At 40.8% G+C, this 18,933-nt stretch carries 15 protein-coding genes; all 15 read right to left on the bottom strand.

Annotation, left to right across the window (positions count from 1 at the left end):
- Positions 1-68: 68 nt before the first annotated feature.
- The 15 genes from NDA03_RS10945 to NDA03_RS10875 all read right to left on the bottom strand — a co-directional run bounded on the left by NDA03_RS10945 (position 69) and on the right by NDA03_RS10875 (position 18,917).
- The gene (locus NDA03_RS10945; RefSeq protein WP_348238026.1) at positions 69-2,915 is read right to left on the bottom strand and encodes a cation-transporting P-type ATPase; all 2,847 of its coding nucleotides are present in this window, start codon (positions 2,913-2,915) and stop codon (positions 69-71) included.
- 65 nt (positions 2,916-2,980) lie between these two features.
- Complete coding sequence (locus NDA03_RS10940) at positions 2,981-3,871, bottom strand: lipid kinase (protein WP_190525338.1); 891 nt, start codon at positions 3,869-3,871, stop codon at positions 2,981-2,983.
- A 165-nt stretch (positions 3,872-4,036) separates the two neighbouring features.
- The gene (locus NDA03_RS10935) at positions 4,037-5,131 is read right to left on the bottom strand and encodes a glycosyltransferase family 1 protein (RefSeq protein WP_348238025.1); all 1,095 of its coding nucleotides are present in this window, start codon (positions 5,129-5,131) and stop codon (positions 4,037-4,039) included.
- Entirely contained in the window at positions 5,128-6,294 is a 1,167-nt protein-coding gene (locus NDA03_RS10930; protein ID WP_348238024.1) for a glycosyltransferase family 1 protein, read from the bottom strand. Before NDA03_RS10930 ends, NDA03_RS10935 begins: the two co-directional genes overlap by 4 nt.
- Before the next feature lie 37 nt (positions 6,295-6,331).
- Entirely contained in the window at positions 6,332-7,465 is a 1,134-nt protein-coding gene (gene rffA, locus NDA03_RS10925; protein WP_348238075.1) for a dTDP-4-amino-4,6-dideoxygalactose transaminase, read from the bottom strand.
- A 46-nt stretch (positions 7,466-7,511) separates the two neighbouring features.
- The gene (locus NDA03_RS10920) at positions 7,512-8,702 is read right to left on the bottom strand and encodes a hypothetical protein (protein WP_348238023.1); all 1,191 of its coding nucleotides are present in this window, start codon (positions 8,700-8,702) and stop codon (positions 7,512-7,514) included.
- Positions 8,699-9,409, bottom strand: coding sequence for a class I SAM-dependent methyltransferase (locus NDA03_RS10915; RefSeq protein ID WP_348238022.1), 711 nt, complete (start codon positions 9,407-9,409; stop codon positions 8,699-8,701). Before NDA03_RS10915 ends, NDA03_RS10920 begins: the two co-directional genes overlap by 4 nt.
- Positions 9,410-9,585: 176 nt before the next feature.
- Complete coding sequence (locus NDA03_RS10910; RefSeq protein WP_348238021.1) at positions 9,586-10,266, bottom strand: GNAT family N-acetyltransferase; 681 nt, start codon at positions 10,264-10,266, stop codon at positions 9,586-9,588.
- On the bottom strand, positions 10,253-11,239 hold the full coding sequence (locus tag NDA03_RS10905) for a glycosyltransferase family 2 protein (RefSeq protein ID WP_190410398.1): 987 nt from the start codon (positions 11,237-11,239) through the stop codon (positions 10,253-10,255). Before NDA03_RS10905 ends, NDA03_RS10910 begins: the two co-directional genes overlap by 14 nt.
- A 16-nt stretch (positions 11,240-11,255) precedes the next feature.
- Positions 11,256-11,990: a sugar phosphate nucleotidyltransferase gene (locus NDA03_RS10900; RefSeq protein WP_348238074.1), complete on the bottom strand. Its 735-nt coding sequence runs from the start codon at positions 11,988-11,990 to the stop codon at positions 11,256-11,258.
- A 119-nt stretch (positions 11,991-12,109) separates the two neighbouring features.
- Entirely contained in the window at positions 12,110-13,747 is a 1,638-nt protein-coding gene (locus NDA03_RS10895) for a hypothetical protein (protein ID WP_348238020.1), read from the bottom strand.
- A 128-nt stretch (positions 13,748-13,875) separates the two neighbouring features.
- Complete coding sequence (locus tag NDA03_RS10890; RefSeq protein ID WP_348238019.1) at positions 13,876-14,760, bottom strand: glycosyltransferase family 2 protein; 885 nt, start codon at positions 14,758-14,760, stop codon at positions 13,876-13,878.
- Complete coding sequence (locus tag NDA03_RS10885; protein ID WP_348238018.1) at positions 14,738-15,997, bottom strand: glycosyltransferase family 2 protein; 1,260 nt, start codon at positions 15,995-15,997, stop codon at positions 14,738-14,740. The genes NDA03_RS10890 and NDA03_RS10885 overlap by 23 nt, the downstream gene beginning before the upstream one ends.
- 292 nt (positions 15,998-16,289) lie before the next feature.
- On the bottom strand, positions 16,290-17,513 hold the full coding sequence (locus NDA03_RS10880) for a glycosyltransferase family 1 protein (protein ID WP_348238017.1): 1,224 nt from the start codon (positions 17,511-17,513) through the stop codon (positions 16,290-16,292).
- A 63-nt stretch (positions 17,514-17,576) separates the two neighbouring features.
- Complete coding sequence (locus NDA03_RS10875; RefSeq protein ID WP_348238016.1) at positions 17,577-18,917, bottom strand: hypothetical protein; 1,341 nt, start codon at positions 18,915-18,917, stop codon at positions 17,577-17,579.
- Positions 18,918-18,933: the final 16 nt, after the last annotated feature.

The following is an 18,933-nucleotide window of genomic DNA, read 5'->3' as shown; positions in this document are numbered from 1 at the left end:
ATGGGTGATTATTTTCAGCCTAGATTCTTCCAATAACCAGTCCCTAATTCCCCATTACTTATTACCCATTACCGTCTGCCTTTGTAAAAAAAACGGATAAACAGTTTTTCCATCTCAACCCAAACGAACATTAAGGCACTGAAGCCGATACAAATACCGAGTTCAGTAAGAGTCAGGTAGTGAGTTCCAAAGAAAGAACGCAGAGGGGGTACGTAGACGAGCATTAGCTGCAACGCCGTGGTAACAACCACCGCTCCCCACAAATACAGGTTGGTAAAGGGATTCATCTCGATCGTCAGTTGGCTGTTAGAACGAACCGCCAAAGCGTGTCCCATCTGAGCGAGACACAAGGTTGTAAAGACCATCGTCTTCCAAACATCTGGATTTCCCGGATAGCCGGGTGCATGAGTATAGTTGTAAGCCCATGCCATCAAAGCAATACTGATAATCGCAAAGACAATCCCAATCCGAACCATGTAAGAACCCAGCCCTTGGGCAAAAATACTTTCGCGGGGATTCATGGGAGGACGGCGCATCACGTCGGGTTCTGCGGGTTCTACGGCAAGGGCGAGAGCGGGTAAACCATCCGTAACCAGGTTCATCCAGAGAATCTGCAACGGCGAGAGCGGAACGCCCCCCAAGCCAAGCAGAGGTGCAGCGGCAATGGTCAACACTTCGCCGATGTTGCTGCCCAAAATGTATTTAATAAAGCGGCGAATATTACTGTAAACAGTCCGCCCTTCTTCTGTAGCGGCGACGATGGTGGCGAAGTTATCGTCCAGTAGCACCATATCGCTGGCTTCTTTGCTGACATCGGTGCCGGTAATGCCCATTGCGATGCCGATGTCGGCTTGTTTGAGTGCTGGGGCATCGTTGACGCCATCGCCGGTCATGGCGACAAATCTACCGCGACGCTGGAGGGCTTGAACAATGCGGAGTTTGTGTTCGGGGGCAACACGGGCGTAGATGCTAACTTCGTCAACGACTTGATCTAGCTCCTCTGGACTAAACTTTTGCAGTTGTTGACCTGTGAGGACGCGATCGCCTTCTTGGGCAATCCCTAAATCTTGGGCGATCGCTTGTGCTGTTAGCTGGTGGTCGCCAGTAATCATCATGGCTCGAATTCCAGCCGCTTTGCATTTAGCGACTGCATCCCGCACTTCCGGACGCGGAGCATCCTGCATTCCGACTAAACCCAGCCAAACTAATTCTTGCTCGTTTGTTTCCTCCGATCCTTCGGGCGGAACGGTCTCTAAAGGCTTGTAAGCAAATCCCAGTACCCGCAAGCCCTTACTTGCCATCTGGTTATTTTGCTCCAGAATTTGAGTTCGTTGCTCATCGCGCAGAACTTCGCTCTGGTCGCCTACCTGAATTTGGGTACAACGCTCCAAAATTAACTCTGGAGAACCCTTCGTAAACATCAGGTGGCTGCTAGAAAAAGGCGTGTTTTGAATCCAAGCGCCCGCTTCGCAGATCGCGCTCATCCGCTTGCGTTCGGAGGAAAAAGGAAACTCGGCAACGCGGCGCATTTGGCGGCTTAGCGGTTCCTTATCAATTCCTCCCTTCCCAGCCAGGACAATTAATGCCCCTTCTGTGGGGTCGCCGAGAATTGCCCACTCATTCTTGTCGTGCTGTAACATTGCGTCATTACAAAGCACGCAGCCAAGCATCAGCATTTGCAGATCCCGATACTGCTCTGCGGCTACCTGCCGCTCGTCGAGATAAAATTCTCCGGTAGGGATGTAACCTTCGCCGGTAACGCGGAAGGTATGGTTTGCCGTGTCTACCCGCTGCACCACCATTTTATTTTGGGTGAGGGTGCCGGTTTTATCCGAGCAGATAGTTGTGACAGAACCGAGGGTTTCTACCGCTGGGAGTTTGCGAATCAGTGCGTGGCGGCGTACCATCCGCTGGGTTCCCAGTGCCAACGTCACTGTAATGACTGCTGGCAAGCCTTCTGGCACTACCGCCACTGCCATCGATAGAGAAACTTCCACAAGGTCTTGCAAGACATTCCAGTTCCAACGCCCCTGGCTGAAGAAATTATGCAGCATTCCGCCGACGATGACGATGGCAACTAAGATCAAAGAACCCGTCACCAGCACGTTGCCCAGCTGGGTCATTCGCTGTTGCAACGGGGTGTCTTCAGCTTCGACGGATTGCAGCATATCGGCAATTTTGCCGAGTTCCGTCTTCATACCAGTGCCGGTGACGATGACCTTGCCGCGCCCTTGGACGACTTCAGTGCCTTGAAAGACTAAGTTAATGCGATCGCCCAATGCGGTTTCTTCACTCAGATGCACCGCTGCCTGCTTACTTGATGGATGAGCTTCGCCGGTTAGTGCCGATTCCCGCACTTGCAGATTTGACTCTTCAATTAGACGCCCGTCGGCGGAAACCTGCACCCCTGCTTCGAGGAGCATGATGTCTCCTGGAACAAGATCCTTGCCGTCCACCTCTAATTGTCTGCCATCGCGGATCGTTCGCACTTTCGGAGAGGAAAGCTTCTTGAGGGCGGCAAGTGCTTTTTCGGCGCGGCTTTCCTGGAGATAGCCCAAGACGCCGTTAAGGATGACAATCAGTAAAATTGCAATTGTGTCCTTGAAGGGAATTTCACCAGGGGCTAATCTGCCAGCGCGTAAATCCACCAGGTCTAGAATCCCGGAAATCAGTGCTACTAGAATCAGCATCAACAACATGATGTTCTTGAACTGATCGAGCAAGATTTCCCAGGTACTTCGACCCGCAGTTTCTTGCAGTTCGTTGGGGCCGTATTGCTGCAACCGCTGTTTGGCTTCCTGGGTCGTCAGACCAACTTCTGGGTCGCTTGCTAGCTGCTCCAGTGTCTTGTCCACTGGTAGAGTATGCCAGACGCTTGCTAGATCGGGTTTTGAATGTGAAGGAGATGGGGTCACGGGAAATGCTTTAACACCTACTAGCACTTAATCATAGGGCTTAAATCCGGTGACTGGGAGGTATTTTAAGGAGTGCGTAGGGGTGATTGTGGAACTAAAACCGATATTGCTTTAGGAATTAGGCGAAATTTGGCAGGGGTGTAAGTGGTGATTTCACCATCAGTATTAATCGGGAGAGGTTTTAGCGTGGATACCTCAATTTCCCGCCCTTGAAGACTTCGCACCTCAGGCCATTCTGCTTGTTTTCCTTTTAGCATGGAAGGTAGCAATCGGACGATCTGCCATGCATTTTGAACTTCCAAGCTGTACAGATCCAAGCGCTGGTCGTCAATGGTAGCATCGTCAGCAACGGTCATGCCACCGCCGTAATATCGTCCGTTGCCTACGGCAATCTGAACGGTTCTCACCTGAATAGATTCGCCATTGAGACGAATTTTTGCTAGAAAAGGACGCGATCGCCCAACTACCTGGATGGCGGTGACTGCATAGGCGAAGACTCCCCAGCGTTGCTTAGTTTCTTTGGTTAGCTGCTGAGTAATTTGCACGCTCAATCCGAGACTAGCAACATTGAAGAAGTGCTTTCCATTCACCCAACCTAAGTCAATTCGCTGTTTTTGACCTGTTGCGATTACCTCGCAAGCTTCAGGGAGAGAGACAGGAATTGAAAGGGTTCGTGCCAGGTCGTTGGCTGTTCCTAAAGGTAGGATGCCTAGCGGGAGTTGGGTGTCAATCAGACCCTCGGCAGCGGCATTTAGGGTGCCATCTCCGCCACCGATGATAACCAGATCGACGCGATCGCGGTAGCGACGGATAATTTCTGGTATCTGCTGGGGCTTTTGTGTGGACTCTTCTTGCAGGTCAAATCCTAACTCCTGCAATTTGGCAACCGCCTCTGATAGACCTTCTTTTCCTCGGCGTGCGTGGCGATTTAGCAGCAACAATGCTCGCCGGTTCATGCTGAGCCTCTTCCATTAATTGTCAATTATTTTGACAAACCTTTGATAAAAAGAAATCTACCTGGGGAGGCAAGAGGAATTGAAGCTTGAAGGAGAATCTTGAGCTGACCCCCAATCTTAACTTGACAATTTGCCACTTTGTAATTTTGATAACTTTCGCTGTGTTTACAAATATCGCTGAAGGACTTGGGCAGTCGCTTGTCCAGTTTTTGTCCAGCTAAATTGACTGGCTCTAGCGAGACTAGCCTGACGAAGACGCGATCGCAACCCTGAATCCATCACGACTGCTTGCATAGCTTCGGCAATTTCCCCCACGTTGTAGGGATTGACTAAAAGGGCGGCGTCACCTGCGACTTCTGGCAGCGAGGAGAGGTTGGAAGTAATCACGGGGGTGCCACACGCCATTGCTTCTAAAACGGGCAGTCCAAAGCCCTCCCAGAGGCTAGGGAAGACGAGAGCGATCGCTTGATTGATTAGCGTCGGCAATTCCTCGTAGGAAACGTAATCTAGAAATTTTACTTGATTCTTTATACCTAGCTGTTCCACCTGCGCCATCAACACAGGCGTATAACGCTTATCCCCAGATCCAGCTATCCATAATTCATTGTCACGGCAACTTGGTAAAGTAGCGAATGCGTCAATTAACCGAGCAATATTTTTGTAGGGATCTTGGCGACCAATGTAGAGGAAATAATTGCTTCTAGGAATATCTAGAAACCGAAAATGATTGACGTCATAAGCCAAATGAATTGGCGTAATTTTATCTTCTGGAATGTGGAAGAAATCAATAATATCCTGAGCGGTGGAGCTAGAGTTACAAATAATATGTTCAGCTTGCGCTAAAACCTGGGGAATATAGTAGCGGAAGTAGGGCGTTAGGGGAGAAAAGCGTTTAGGAAACCGCAGCGGGATGAGATCGTGAACCATTACCACTGAACGGCAACCCGCATACAACGGCGCTTCTGGAACTGGGGAAAAGATTAAACTAGAATTCAATTTTTTGTAAATTTCGGGCAACTGCCACTGCGTCCACAGCAGACGGCGAAAATGCCCTTTTGACCCTTGTGCAGGGGTTAGATTCGGCGGAACTGGATAACAGCGATAATCACGAAAAGTTTGGGCGGTCAGTAACGTTGGATCGAGAGGCTGTAGATGAGGAAAAAGATTTATGGCATAGGTGCTGATGCCAGTAGGTTTAGCAAAAATGAAGGAAAGATTGATGAGCAAGTGATTGAATAGGGAATTGCCTAAATTGCTCATGTCAACAATGACTTATATGCCTTAAGGGTTTCCTGCGCCGTTCTTTCCCAAGAAAATAGTTTGGCTCGTTCTTTACCCTTCTGAATTAATTCACTCCGAAACTGAGAATCACCAATTACTTTCAGGATCGCATCTGCCAAGCTAGTCGGATCGTTAGGGTCAATCAAAAGGGCTGCATCTCCTGCTACCTCAGGCAGTGAGGAAGTATTAGATGTAATAACAGGTGCGCCTAGCGTCATTGCTTCCAATACAGGCAGACCAAACCCCTCATAGTGGGATGGATACACGAAAGCATCAGCCCTAGAGTAAAACAAAGCCACCATTTCATCAGATAAATAATCAAGGTGATGAATTTCGCTTCTAAAAGCTGAGATTTCAATCTCAGCAAATATTGGCTCGTAATGCCATCCCTTTTGACCAACTAGAACCAAGTGATGCTCTATTTTGTATTTTTGCTTCAATAAATTAAATGCACGAATGAGGCTACTAATGTTTTTTCTAGGTTCAAGCGTGCTAACAAATAGCAAGTATGGTTTTGAGAAATCATATTCGCTTGATGCCTCCATTTGATGCCCTAGTTCTTCAGATAAATATCCGCAATAGTAGCGACTAGCCAGGGGAGTTACATAAATCCGTTGAGGATCTACGCCTAAATACTCAACTATATCTTTTTTAGAGCTTTCTGAAATTGTTAGCACTAAATCTGTCCATTCTAAGCATTTTTTTACTCGTTTATTGTATTTTTTGACAACTGAGTTAGTATAATCTGGAAATTTAATGAATGTTAGATCATAAATATTCATAATTTTCAGAGTATTTCTACACGGATAAACACAATAATTCGTTCCCTGTAATATATCTGGTTCATCCAGATACTTTTCAAAGTATTTAGACACTATCCAATTTGAGGGGATAGATAATAAAATATCTGAAATCCTAACTGGTATAGGGACTATACGAAGCTGAGAATCTATATTCAGAGATTTAGGAGGACATATATTTCTGCCTAGCCAATTTTTTAAACCAGGTTGGTAAGCAATGCTCAACTGAAAGTTTTCTTTAACCTGTAGTGGATGAAGGGAGCGAATTAAGTTGGTAACGTAAAGACCGACACCGCTAGCATTTGGCTGTACGGGTGTTGCATCAATTGTGATTTTTAGCATTCAGGTTAAATCATATAGATTCTTTTATAAAAACTTACTAAAATTTAGTTGTAAACCATTCATAAACTATATCGGTAACGAGTTCTTGCTCCATATGTATCCACATAGGTAAACGAACCAGATGTTCACTTGTAATATCTGTTACCTTCAAGTTGCCATAAGCTTTCCCATATTTTTTACCCGCTGGGGATGAGTGCAAAGGAATATAATGGAATACTGCTCCAATTTTTTTATGTTTGAGGTATTCTAGTAGAGCTGTTCTATGTTTTCCATTCTGGAGTAATAAATAATACAAATGTCCATTTTGTTGGCAATTTTTAGGTATTATAGGGCGTCTAATAATGCCTTTTTCCTCCAAGTCCAAAAACCTTTTATGGTAATTTTTCCAACTTTTTAATCGATTTTGGGTAATATCTTCGGCTGATTCTAGTTGAGCGAATAAAAATGCAGCAACAAGTTCACTAGGTAAGTATGAAGAACCCATATCTACCCATGTATATTTGTCTATCTGCCCTCTAAAGAACTTGCTGCGATTTGTACCTTTCTCACGGATAATCTCAGCTCGTTCAACTAATTTAGAATCATTAATTAATAAAGCTCCCCCTTCGCCAGAAATTAAATTTTTAGTTTCGTGAAAGCTTAGAGCCGCCAGATGTCCAATACTACCCAGAGGTCGCTCCTTGTATTTAGACATTATGCCTTGAGCAGCATCTTCAATGACTAGAAGATTGTATTTATCTGCCAGTGCCATAATGACATCCATCTCGCAACCCACACCTGCATAATGAACTGGAACAATTGCTTTAGTCTTGGGTGTGATAGCAGCTTCTATCTGAGACTCATCAATATTAAGAGTATCTGGACGAATGTCTACGAAAACTGGCACAGCCCCACGTAATACAAAAGCATTAGCAGTAGATACAAATGTATAAGATGGCATAATTATTTCATCCCCTGGCTGGATGTCTGCGAGAATTGCTGCCATCTCTAATGCTGCCGTACAAGAATGAGTTAATAATGCTTTGTAACAGCCAATTTTTGACTCTAACCAAGCATGGCATTTTTTAGTGAATTCACCGTCTCCAGAAAGGTGCTGGTTCTGAATGGCTTGAGAAATGTACTCAAGTTCGCGACCCGTAGCAAAAGGAACATTAAACGGAACTTTATGAATATTCACGGCTTTTATAAAATTGCTTGCTAAATTACTACTAAAAAACTTAATAATTGCCCGTTTGCGTTACATACATTAAATATACTAAACCATTAATAAAATGCAACCCAAAAAGTAATAAGCAAAAGAAAAACTTGGTTTTTAATTTATAGAAAATACTAGCAAAGTAAAACTCTTCTAAGTTTTGTTGCTTAAATAAAAACAAAATTGAATAAACAAAAAGTATAAATAAAGTAATTTGTCCCCCCCATAAAAAGTTACCAGCATACATCCTACTTGATTCTCCTAAAAAGTAAATATAAAAAATAGAGACTAAAAATACCAACCAAGCTAAATTAAGATTAAACTCAGTTTTAGCTTTTTTCCAAAACAAAATATAAACAGATGATGGGAAAAGAATTGACATTATAAAATCATACAAAAGGCTATTTGAGTAGAAGCTCATAACTTTAAAAGGAGCAAAAACTATGCTACTCTTTCCTCCTTTGATAAAAGTTGGATCGTTTAGGTATGTCAAGCTGAACTGCCACCCAAGAACTATGAGGGCTGGAACACAGAGGCTCCAAATTATTAGCCTACTGTTTATAAACTTATTCATATATAATTTATATATTATTACAAAAAATATAGCTGGTATCAGGCAAATAATATAATTAGGCTTAGTTATTAAAGACAGTATTGTTAGAAAAAATAAACTTAGATTTATTTTCTTAGTCTTAGAGTATGATTCTGGATGCTTAAAAATTTCAGTTATTGTATTGAAAATCAATAAGCATATTGGTTTAGCAAGCAACGTTGTGGCACTATGATACATAGTTATTCCTATATACCCAAGATAAAGCCTAGGGTATGTAAATAAACTAATAGGTGCAATAATCATTAAAGCTAAAGTTATCGGTATGGAGTAAAATTCCTTTTTGGAAAAATGAATGTTTTGACGAATATTACATTCAGCAATTATAGCTAAAATCCAGCAAGCACATATAGGAACAATATAGTATCCAGCAATATTAAAACTAATAAAAGGAGCAAAATTATGTACAGTAATAACGAGTAATTGATATAAAAAATGAGGAGTTCCAATAAATTTTCTTTCTGCCATTTGTTGAGCTAATTCAATGTGAAAAGTATAAGTTCCTGTTGGATCGGCTGGGTAGAGACGAGAAAGAGGTAGACCCCAGAGTACAGTGACTCCAATAAGTAAAATGATTATTGTAATTAAATTGCTTTTTTTCACTTTTTGGCAATTAATAGTAGAGAGCCGCCCAATGGAAATGACATACCTAGCCGGATTGCTGCACGTTCAAAATCAAGCACTTTTCCTAGAATAGAATTTGCTAAACCGCTTATTCTCAGTTCAGATAAAGGATCGTAGTTTAGCTGAGGCCGTTGCTGCTGCGAGCGAGAAAGAAGCATGAGTGGTAGGAGGAGCGAGACAAAAGATGTCATTCTCACAATCTTAAACCCAGCCCGTTGTACTTTTGTTTTTAACTCTTGAGCGCGATATCGGCGTACATGATGAGCATAATCGTCGGCTTGGCTCCATAGCCAAGGATGCTGTGGAACTGTTAGTAGAATTCCCCCTCCTGGTTTTGTTGCTCGATACATTTCCGCTAAAACTATGCGATCTTCTTTAATATGTTCCAGTACGTCAAAAGCGCCGATAACATTAAATTCTTCCTCAAAGGGAATTTTACAGGCATCCATCTGGAATAAGTCGGCTTTAGAAAGCCGTTGGGCAGCGAAAGCCAAGCCAGTGCTGAATATTTCACTTCCAGATAAGGTTAGTTTAGGGAATGCTTTCTCAATACCAGCTAAAACAAAACCAGTTCCACAACCAATTTCTAAAAAGTTTTGAGCTTGGGGAAAGTAGCGTCCTAGCGCCCAAAGTAGTAAATGGTTGCGAGAACAGAACCAAAAATTTTTGGCCTCTAGAGTGGCCAATTGGGGGAAAAAATTAGGCTCGTAGTTATCATTTATTTGTGCAAATTCAGGTGCAAATGATAAAAAGTCATCAATCCGTTTGGGTCTATAGGAACATGAAAGACATGCCCAGTTCAAGCTATCAAATCGCGTGCCACACTTGCTACAAATTTTCATGTTAATTTGGCAAATCAGTATTATTTCACTAAGATATGGTAAACATCGACTGGATTCCTAAACTTAAATCCTAGCGAGGAGTAAAGATTGAGAACTGAAATATTAGAAGCTGAAATTGAACTTGTCAGTTCCTGATATTTTTGGCTAAATACTTCTTGACAAGCAGCGCTCCAGAAGTACTTAGCCATTCCTCTTCCTCTATATTCTTCACTTAACGCATGAAGAACGATTTTATTTTCAACACATCCCCAAAATCCAGCTATCTGACCATCAGACATTAACCCGAAAACATTTTGAGAGTTATAAATTTCTTTAAGCCATAAGTCATATCTAAGATCGGCTAGATTCCGATCTAGATTAAAATCTTTATGGAATCGACCATGAATAAAAGCTCCATGAGAAATTTTAATTAAATCGTCTATAGAAACTAACTTAGAAATTTGAATTCCTGCTTTTACATATTCCACAAAGCTATTGCGATTACAGTAAGGTTCAATTAAGGTATCACAGTAATAAAAACCATATTCATGCAAAATTTTTTTAGAGAAAAGTGGATTGACTTTTACGGTGTAATGTCCAGGCTGGAGCACCTTAAAAACTGAATTAAAGATTTCTTCGGATTTAGAAACAATTTCAAAGGTATCGAAGCCAAATACTTTGCTATCCCAAGGAGTCGGCAAAATATACTCAGAAATGTCCATTATTTACACCTTGGATTCGCTTGGAATCAGCTAGGGTTTTTAAAGTTGAAGGAGTAAATGTAGAATTTCTGATGAGATATAAAGGTCTTTTCTTAGCTTCATCAAAACTTTTCCCTAAGTAGATGCCAATAATGCCAAGATTAGAAATAATAATTCCTCCTAGGAAATACAAAGAAACAATAAGGCTAGTCCAACCTGTAACAACGGAACCATAAATAGCTGCATTTATAAAAATATAAGCTCCATATAAGAAAGCAAAAAACGATATCATAAATCCCAAGCGAATAGATAACCGGAGCGGTTTATCAGAATAAGCAATTGTAGTTTCAGATGCTAATTTCCAAAGCTTGCGAAATGTGTATGTACTTTTCCCGGCTAGGCGAGAATCATGCTTTACATCAATGCTGGCAGTTGGAAAACCCATCCAGTCTACCAAACCACCAAAGAATCTCAATTGTTCGCGCATAAGACGAAAACTTTCTAAAACTTTCCGCGAAATCATCCGGAAGTTGCCAACTTGAGCATCATATTTAATATCTGCAAGGTAGCTAAATATTTTATAAAATAGCCTCGAAGTCAGACGCTTCAAAATTGGATCTTTTCGCTTACCTCTCCGAGCAAGCACTACATCATAACCTTCTTGTGCTTTGGCGTAAAATCGGGGGATTTCTTCAGGACGATCCTGCAAATCACAGTCCATCACTACTACCCAGTCACTATCACAATAATCTAAACCAGCTGTAATTCCGTAATGTTGCCCAAAATTGCGACTGAACTGAATTCCCTTTACTCGCCGATCCTGATGTGCTAACTCCAGAATAATCTCCCAGGAGCGATCGCCACCACAATCCTCTACCAAAATTATCTCAAAATCTTCTGAAATTGTTTCTAAAGAATCTTTTAAACGTTCATAGAGTTCATGCAAACAATCCTCAGCTTTATAAACAGGAATAACCACAGATATATGAGGCATATTTTTTTACCTAACCTCAGATGTCGTACAAGATTTGATTATTATTTAACAACATGAGATTGTTAGCTTCATTGAATGAATTGAAAGTTCCTGCATCCATCCAGCGTCCATTTACAAAGCTGAATTGCAACTGCCCCTGTTTTAGATAGAGTTCGTTAATATTAGTAATTTCCAGTTCTCCCCGCTCGGAGGGCTGAACCTTACGTATCAAATCAAACACTTGGCAATCGTACATATAACAACCGACAACAGCATAGTTAGTCTTGGGTTCTGTAGGTTTTTCTTCAATTTTAATAATTTGCTTTTCATCAAGAGCTGCGATCGCAAATCGTTCTGGATCTCCCACTTCCTTGAGAAGAACTCTAGCTCCCTCAGTTTGTTCCGCAAAAGCTTCAACGTGCTGACGGATGGAATACTCGAAAATATTATCACCTAGTAGCACAACTATTTTTTTTCCTTGTGCAAATTGCTCCCCTAGGGATAAAGCGTCAGCAATGCCTGCTGCTTCTTCTTGGACTCGGTATGTAAATTCACAGCCAAATCGTTTTCCCGATCCTAAAGAATTCACAACATCCCCCATATGGTTGGTGGAAGTCACTATTAAAATATCTGTGATACCTGAACTTGCTAGTTGTTTAACTGAATGCCAGATCATGGGTTCTTTCCCGACTGGCAACAAGTGCTTATTAGTTACTTCCGTCAATGGGGCAAGACGTGTCCCTTTACCACCAGCAAGAATGATTCCTTTCACGCTAATCTCTGTAGTTTTTGAATAAGAAACTAACTCAAGCATCGAGGGTTTTCTGTTATAAGCGGAAATAAAAAGTGAACCTAACAAAGTTTTACTTTTGCTAAGGTTGCACCTGAAAACTACCTTGTGAGATTGCGATAGCCCGCCAAAGTACCATAGTGTGAATTTTCTAGCACGAAAACTCGCTTCCAATTCGGATCGTTGCGTATCTGCTCTGCTACATATTTAGCGACTAAACGGGTTTTGGGGCTGGGTTTACCCTGCCACTTGGTATTCGTATCTGCCCGCACTGGGTCATTAAACACCACAGCAATATCAACTTCTTTAGTAGTATTAGCGTAAACAATCTCTGTCAGAGCGTTTGCAGAAAGGTTGGGATAAAAGCCTGACCAGTAGGATTCGTGGACAGTAAAAAGTTTTTTAGCTGCTAAGGGTAATTTCCCATAGCGGTAAAACGTTTCCATGACAGGTATGACGGTATATTCGTCAAAATAAGAACAAAAAACTACTGAACCTCCTGCTCTAATCAATTCTTGAGCTAGGGCAACATCAAGTGCTTTTTGTTCTTTAGCTTCAGGAGAGGGATGCGTGGCAAGCGAATAGTTGTCTAGAGCCGCACGTCCTCCTAACAAAAGTGCTACAGCAATTAATATAGCTGACAGCCGCACCAAGACTTTATGGCTTGACCAATTCTGGCTAATAGTAACAGGTGATACAACGGCAAAAAATACCAAGGGCACCGCATACATAGTAGCATGTCCACCCTCCCCTGCACGGAGTACAAGAACTAAGAAAAGAATAACGGCACTGGCGTACCAGACTGAAATTATCAAGTCTTTCCAGTTTTGGCTTACATCTTTCCAGAATAAAACTAAATTAACTAAACAAATAGCACTAAGAATAAAAATCCCGGGAATTCCAAAGAAGTAGCCCACTAAAAAATGGATGACAAAAGTAATTGATCCTAGTAAGCTCTGATTCAAAGCATATCCATAGACCGTGTAATACTGTAGGTTGCTCTTAAGGTGGAAAATTAAGAAGTATCCAGCTAACACACCAGTTGTGACACTGATTACGCTAAGTGGCAACAATATTGTCTTTACAGGAGCGCCCTCGCGCCACCATCGCTGAATGAGGTAGCCCCCTAAGACAGGTACACAGATTACAAAAGCATAGGCTGCGGCTATATAGCGGCTAAGAACAGCACATGAGGCTAGTACAGCAAAGCCAACCAGCCACTTCAAACTCCGCCCTTCAGAAGAGTTTAACAGGCACAAAGCTGCCCCTCCAACAAGGAAAGCAGCTGGCAAATCCAACCAGTAAGCACCTAAGCCAAGCCCCGGATGAAATATTCCTGGTATTGCACAGAATAGAGCCATACAGGTGAGCGCGTAGGGAGTGCAACCAGTTCGGCGGTAAACTGTCCAACCAAGCAGCCCTAAAAAGATGAAGAGCATGGGCAACACAGTAGCCATATGACCTACATTACTAGCTAACAAGCTAGGAGCAAAAAGGAGCAATGGCACTGTGCGTAATGGATGTCTTTTGTTGCCCAGCCATTCTTGCATAGCTAGGGTAAAACGTCCTTCATTTGCTAAACGGACGTGTAAACGAGCGTTATCTAGAGAGTAGGAGACAGCATCATAGAAGTAAGAATAGTTTTCTAGGTGAGCTTGCTCAATTTTGATGAGAATAAACCCTATGACGCTGGTCAGAAAAACAGCGCAAAAAAAGATTACAAATACTGGTTTTTTCAACCAACTTCTTATCCTGCTTATCCTAACCATTTGATTATCTCCTTACTAGGATTATGCTAATCTTAGTTCTCCTAAAAGTCTATAGAGCTGCATTTACTCAGATACAACATAGAGCCAGTTATTTCCTTTTATTGAAGCATCCACGTATCAAGTGCAAGGTTGTTGAAAATTTCAATTTTATGTTCGATTACCATCCACCAAAAACGCTGATAAAATGCAAATGCTTCTGGATAAATACTTGGATTTATATTAAATAAATATTCATAGTTATAATTAAGCATTTCTGTTTCTTCAATATATCTGCCTAAGTACATTTTGTGAAGTTTAGCTATTTCAGGTAATCCGTGTGAATGCCAACGATCGCTAGTTTTTTGAGCAGGATAATATCTAAAAAGACCAAAGACATCTTCTACAGACAAGAATTTAGCACCCAACTTCAGAAATCGCAATAACAGCTCATAATCCATTGCAAAGTCAAATTCTTCATTAATATATGCGCCTGCTTTCTCAAATATTCTTTTTGTCCAAAAAGTACATTCTTGAGGAATATAATCACTTAAATAAAAATCAGGCTCAGAAAATGGTCTATAGGGGTGAAAATTTAAGAGTTTACCAAACTCATCAATAATATTTCTTTGGCCATAAATTACATCAAATCCCTGATATTCCTTAAAATAATCTACAGCTTTAGAAACAACATTTTTAGCGGCATAACAATCATCAGAATTAAGATAGGCAAGTATCTCCCCTGTACATAATCTAAATCCTTTATTCAGGGCATCAGTCTGACCTTTGTCCGCTTCAAGGATTATCTTATTTATACGATGTTCGTACTTGCGAATGATGTCCAGGGTTTCGTCAGTAGACAAACCGTCAACTACAATATATTCCAAGTTTGGATAATCTTGGCATAAAACACTCAGAATAGTCTTTTCTATAAATTTACCCTGATTGTATGAAGGAGTAACAATACTAACTTTAGGATATGAATTATTCTGGATTATCTCGCTCAATTTTTGAACCTTCTATGCTCTGATTGATTTTATTTAGTTTTTCAATAATCTCATCGTTTATTTTTTCATGGCTCCATTCATCCTTAGTTTCAGTAATCAGCTTATACATATTTACCATTTGATCTCCCACTTGTTGAGAAAGCTTAACTTGTAACTCCAAATAAGCTTGATTAATTCGATGCAACTCCTGAGTTAAATCTTGATTTTTTTGAGTTTGGTTGATGCGCTCGATTTCAATCTTCTGTTCTATTTCTTGAAGGATTTCATTTCTCAACCGATTGTAAAGAGGACTAACCAAAAACTTATAAATAGATTTGATAGAATTTTTAGTCACTTTTACTGTTCTATTTCCACCCAATACAGGATTAGCTCCAACCCACCAACTAGCAAGCGTTACTAATGCACGGGGTGGAATCCGCGTTTTCCAGTGCCAAAATGCCCAGAGAGTAGTAAAAACTAATTCTTTGACAAATTGTTTATTTTGAACAGGATCGGTTCTATCTAATCCTTTGGTCTCTTCAATTTTGGCATGTGCATATCCAAAAATCCAATTGGTCGGGACAAAGCCAAACTCCCGATGGATCATATCGTTAATTTCCGTGCAAACTGCCAGTCTTTGACCAAGAGTTTTGTTGGTTTTATAGAGCCGTGAGCCTGCTAATTTTGTTTGCAGATAATAAAAATCTACTTGCTTACCATAACGCAGCCACAGTTCGTAATCCATGCAGTAATTCAAGGAAGCATCTAAATTTCCATACTTTTCTACTAGACTACGCCGAAAGAATACTGCTGGCTGACACAGATAACAAGTCTCAAGCAAACGTTCATAATTCCAAGGTTCAGTCAGATAAGAATTTATTATCTCGTCTTTTTCATCAATATGGTCAGCATCACCATATATGATCTGAACGGTGGGGTTAGCTTCAAATATTCTTTTGACTGCCTCGAAAGCTCCAGGGTAGTAAACATCATCAGAATTAATCCAGGCAATAATATCACCTGTTGTCATAGCGATCGCTTTGTTCACCGCATCAGCCTGACCCTTATCTGGTTCTGATACCCAACGAATTTTGTCACTATACAGTTTTAAGATATCTATTGTCTCATCCTTGCTACCTCCATCACAGATAACGTATTCCATATCTGCGATCCCTTGCGCTAAAACGCTCTGGATGGTACGGTCAATGAAACGACCTTGACAAAATGAGGGGGTAACAACGCTGAATCGTAAACTCACAGGCTACTTCCTGATACAAAACTAGAGGCTTAGGACTAACTGCGGAAAGAGGAAATTATAATTTTCTTTGAGCGTGAAGTGCATAAGGCTCTAACATATGTTTGTTATATTTAAACCCGTAATTAAATTATTAAAAATTGGTGTTCTCTTTTTTCTTTTTATATATTACTATCCTTCTGACCAACATATTAAAAACTCTCTTAGCATATCATGATAAACTAATTCAAGTTTTGAACTGTATTTCAAAAAAAACTTTGTCATGTAAATCAAGCCTATTTTCAAGTGACATCTTTCAAATCATAGCTTTAAAAATGTCAAGATACTGATGTGCCATTTTGTCACAATCGAAAAATTTCAAGCGCTGGTATCCTTTGGATACTAATTCATTCACTAACTCTGTATCACTGGTAATTTTTGCTAGACACTGTGCTATTTCTTCGGGTCTCTCAGGATCAAAGTAGAGGACGGCATCACCGCAAACCTCTGGTAAACTACCTGCGGTACTGGAAAGTACTGGTTTGCCGAATCCCATTGCTTCCAAAACAGGAATCCCAAAACCTTCGTAAAGAGAGGGAAAAACCAAGCATTTACAGCCACGCCAGACAGCTTCCAAAGCTTCTTCATTCAAATAACCAAGAAAATGTACGCGATCGCTAAGGTTCATCTTGGCAACAATCTCGCGTAGTTCTTTTTCTTCCCGTTCAAGCGCTCCAGTAAAAACCAAATCTAAATGTTGACCTGAAAACTGTTGATGATACATTTGGTAGGCTTTTAAAAGCATACGATGGTTTTTATGAGGCCAGTAGTTAGCAGGGTAAAAAGCGTAATTACAATCTTTTAATTCCAGTTCTTGCAGATACTGCTTTTCGGTTTCTTCACGTAACCCAGACCATCGGTCATAAATAGAAATATGTACAACATCTAGTTTTTTGGCTGAAACATTAAGCTTTTGAATGAATGATTGGCGGCTAAATTCAGATATACAGACAATCTTTTCTGCTAGTTTCAAGAGATTGCTGAAAAATTGATCGCGACGTAGTCTCTCGTCCTCTGTAAAAAATTCTGGATAATCTAGATGTTGTAAATCATAAACAATTGCAACTGTAGGAATACCATCTTCTGCAAAATTTGGCGCAGAAAATGGGCAAAATAGTAAATCTATTTTATGATTTTTTAGAAACGTTTTTGTAGGGAAAATATTTCCCCACTCTTTTTGGATTTTTTTGACAATTTTTGCCCCAAATCTAGTAAATTTATTTGGTAAAACTTGTTCTTCTGCATTAGTTACATTTCCCAACTGTTCAATCAATATACATTTAGTATTTTTATTTTCATATTCAATTAACTCTTCATGATTCCAAGGAGCTGTAAGTAGAAAGAACTTATAGTTAGGGGCTAAGGTTTGCAGTCGTTTAAATAAGGTTAACACTAAAACTTTAGATCCTCCATTTTCACCGTTAGAGAGAATAGGAGTCATATCTACAGCAATCCGCAAAACTGACTTGATTTTCCTCATATTTAAGCCCCTAGGTTAGTCACTAGAAGAAATTAATCTAGATGAAATTGTATTTACTCCAAATCAGGCATCTGTTGGCAACCCAATTACTTTCTTTAAGCGGAACAGTATTGTCCGAAGTTTCCAGAATTTACTCCTTGCCATTGCTTGGATAATACTCTGCGACTGGGTTAGTTCCGTCTGAGTCTGCTGGAGTTGAGCCTGTGATAGCGCCAGTTCCGTCTGAGTCTGCTGGAGTTGAGCCTGTGATAGCGCCAGTTCCGTCTGAGTCTGCTGGAGTTGAGCCTGTGATAGCGCCAGTTCCGTCTGAGTCTGCTGCAATTGTTCAGACAATTGTTCGATTAGCGTTAAACGGGCGGCACGATCGGCTTCGCTTTGTTGGAGTTGCTCAGATAATTGCTCAATTACAGTTAAATGTTCTATGCGGTCGGTTTCGCTTTGTTGGAGATGAGACTGCGATCGCTCTAACTCAGCTTGAGTCTGCTGGAGCTGAGATTGGAGCTGCTCCAATTCTACCTGAGTCTGATGTCTTAGATCGTTAGCTTTTGTGAGGGCTTGGTCGCGAACCTCAACTATTCTCCAAAAAGCATGGACTTGTTTTTCTATTTCCATATTTTCATAACCCAACAACCTATCTGCTTGCTGACAATTTTCATCTAGACTTGCTGCAATGTATGACTCAGATTCTTGGTTACTTTCCATTACAGTTATTTTGCTTAGTTGAGCGCCTCTAGATTGTTTAAATAAAGTATTATCTCCCGTACAATAAGTAAATTTGCTAAATTCAGTTACAAAAGCATTACTATAGTTGACACCAAGAACATCACACATTCGTTTCAACTCTTTTTGTGGCTCTAGGCAAAAATTTTCATAGTGAAATAATGGATATGTTAAAACTTTCTGCACATAAGCCAGGTAACAATTCCCAAATTCTTTGATTGATAAATTGTGGAAATTTTTGAATGTGCGAGTCAAAGATTCATAAACATCAGCAGACCGACGTGCTAAGACTATAGGATAGATATTAAATCTATATCGCTCTAGATATAGTTCTTGCTCCAGAACCATACTGGGTGTATAGTCATCACTTGCTTTATTTAGAAAATTTATAGTTGTCCAATCACGAATGATTAAGTGGCTGTCCTGCTGTCGGGCTGCTTCTGATAGTAAGCGGATTTTATCTGCGTATGTTCTCTTGCTAAAATCAGAGAAATCACTAGACGAAACTAATTTAAACCAGTCATGTGCTTGAACTTCAATCGGAACAAGTGAAGCATAAGGATTAACTTCTGAGAGAATAATATTACCAGATATACATCCTAAGCAGCGATTAATTAATGTGCCGCCAGAACGTGCAAAAGTGTAAATTACGGGTATTTTTATTTGCCTGAGTTTTTCCCGCATGAGATTGAGAGTGAAC

The sequence above is a fragment of the Trichocoleus sp. Lan genome, assembly GCF_039961855.1.
Lineage (GTDB): Bacteria > Cyanobacteriota > Cyanobacteriia > Cyanobacteriales > FACHB-T130 > FACHB-T130.
Note: the sequence above shows the minus strand (reverse complement) of the source record. Positions and strands in the feature narration are given on the sequence as shown.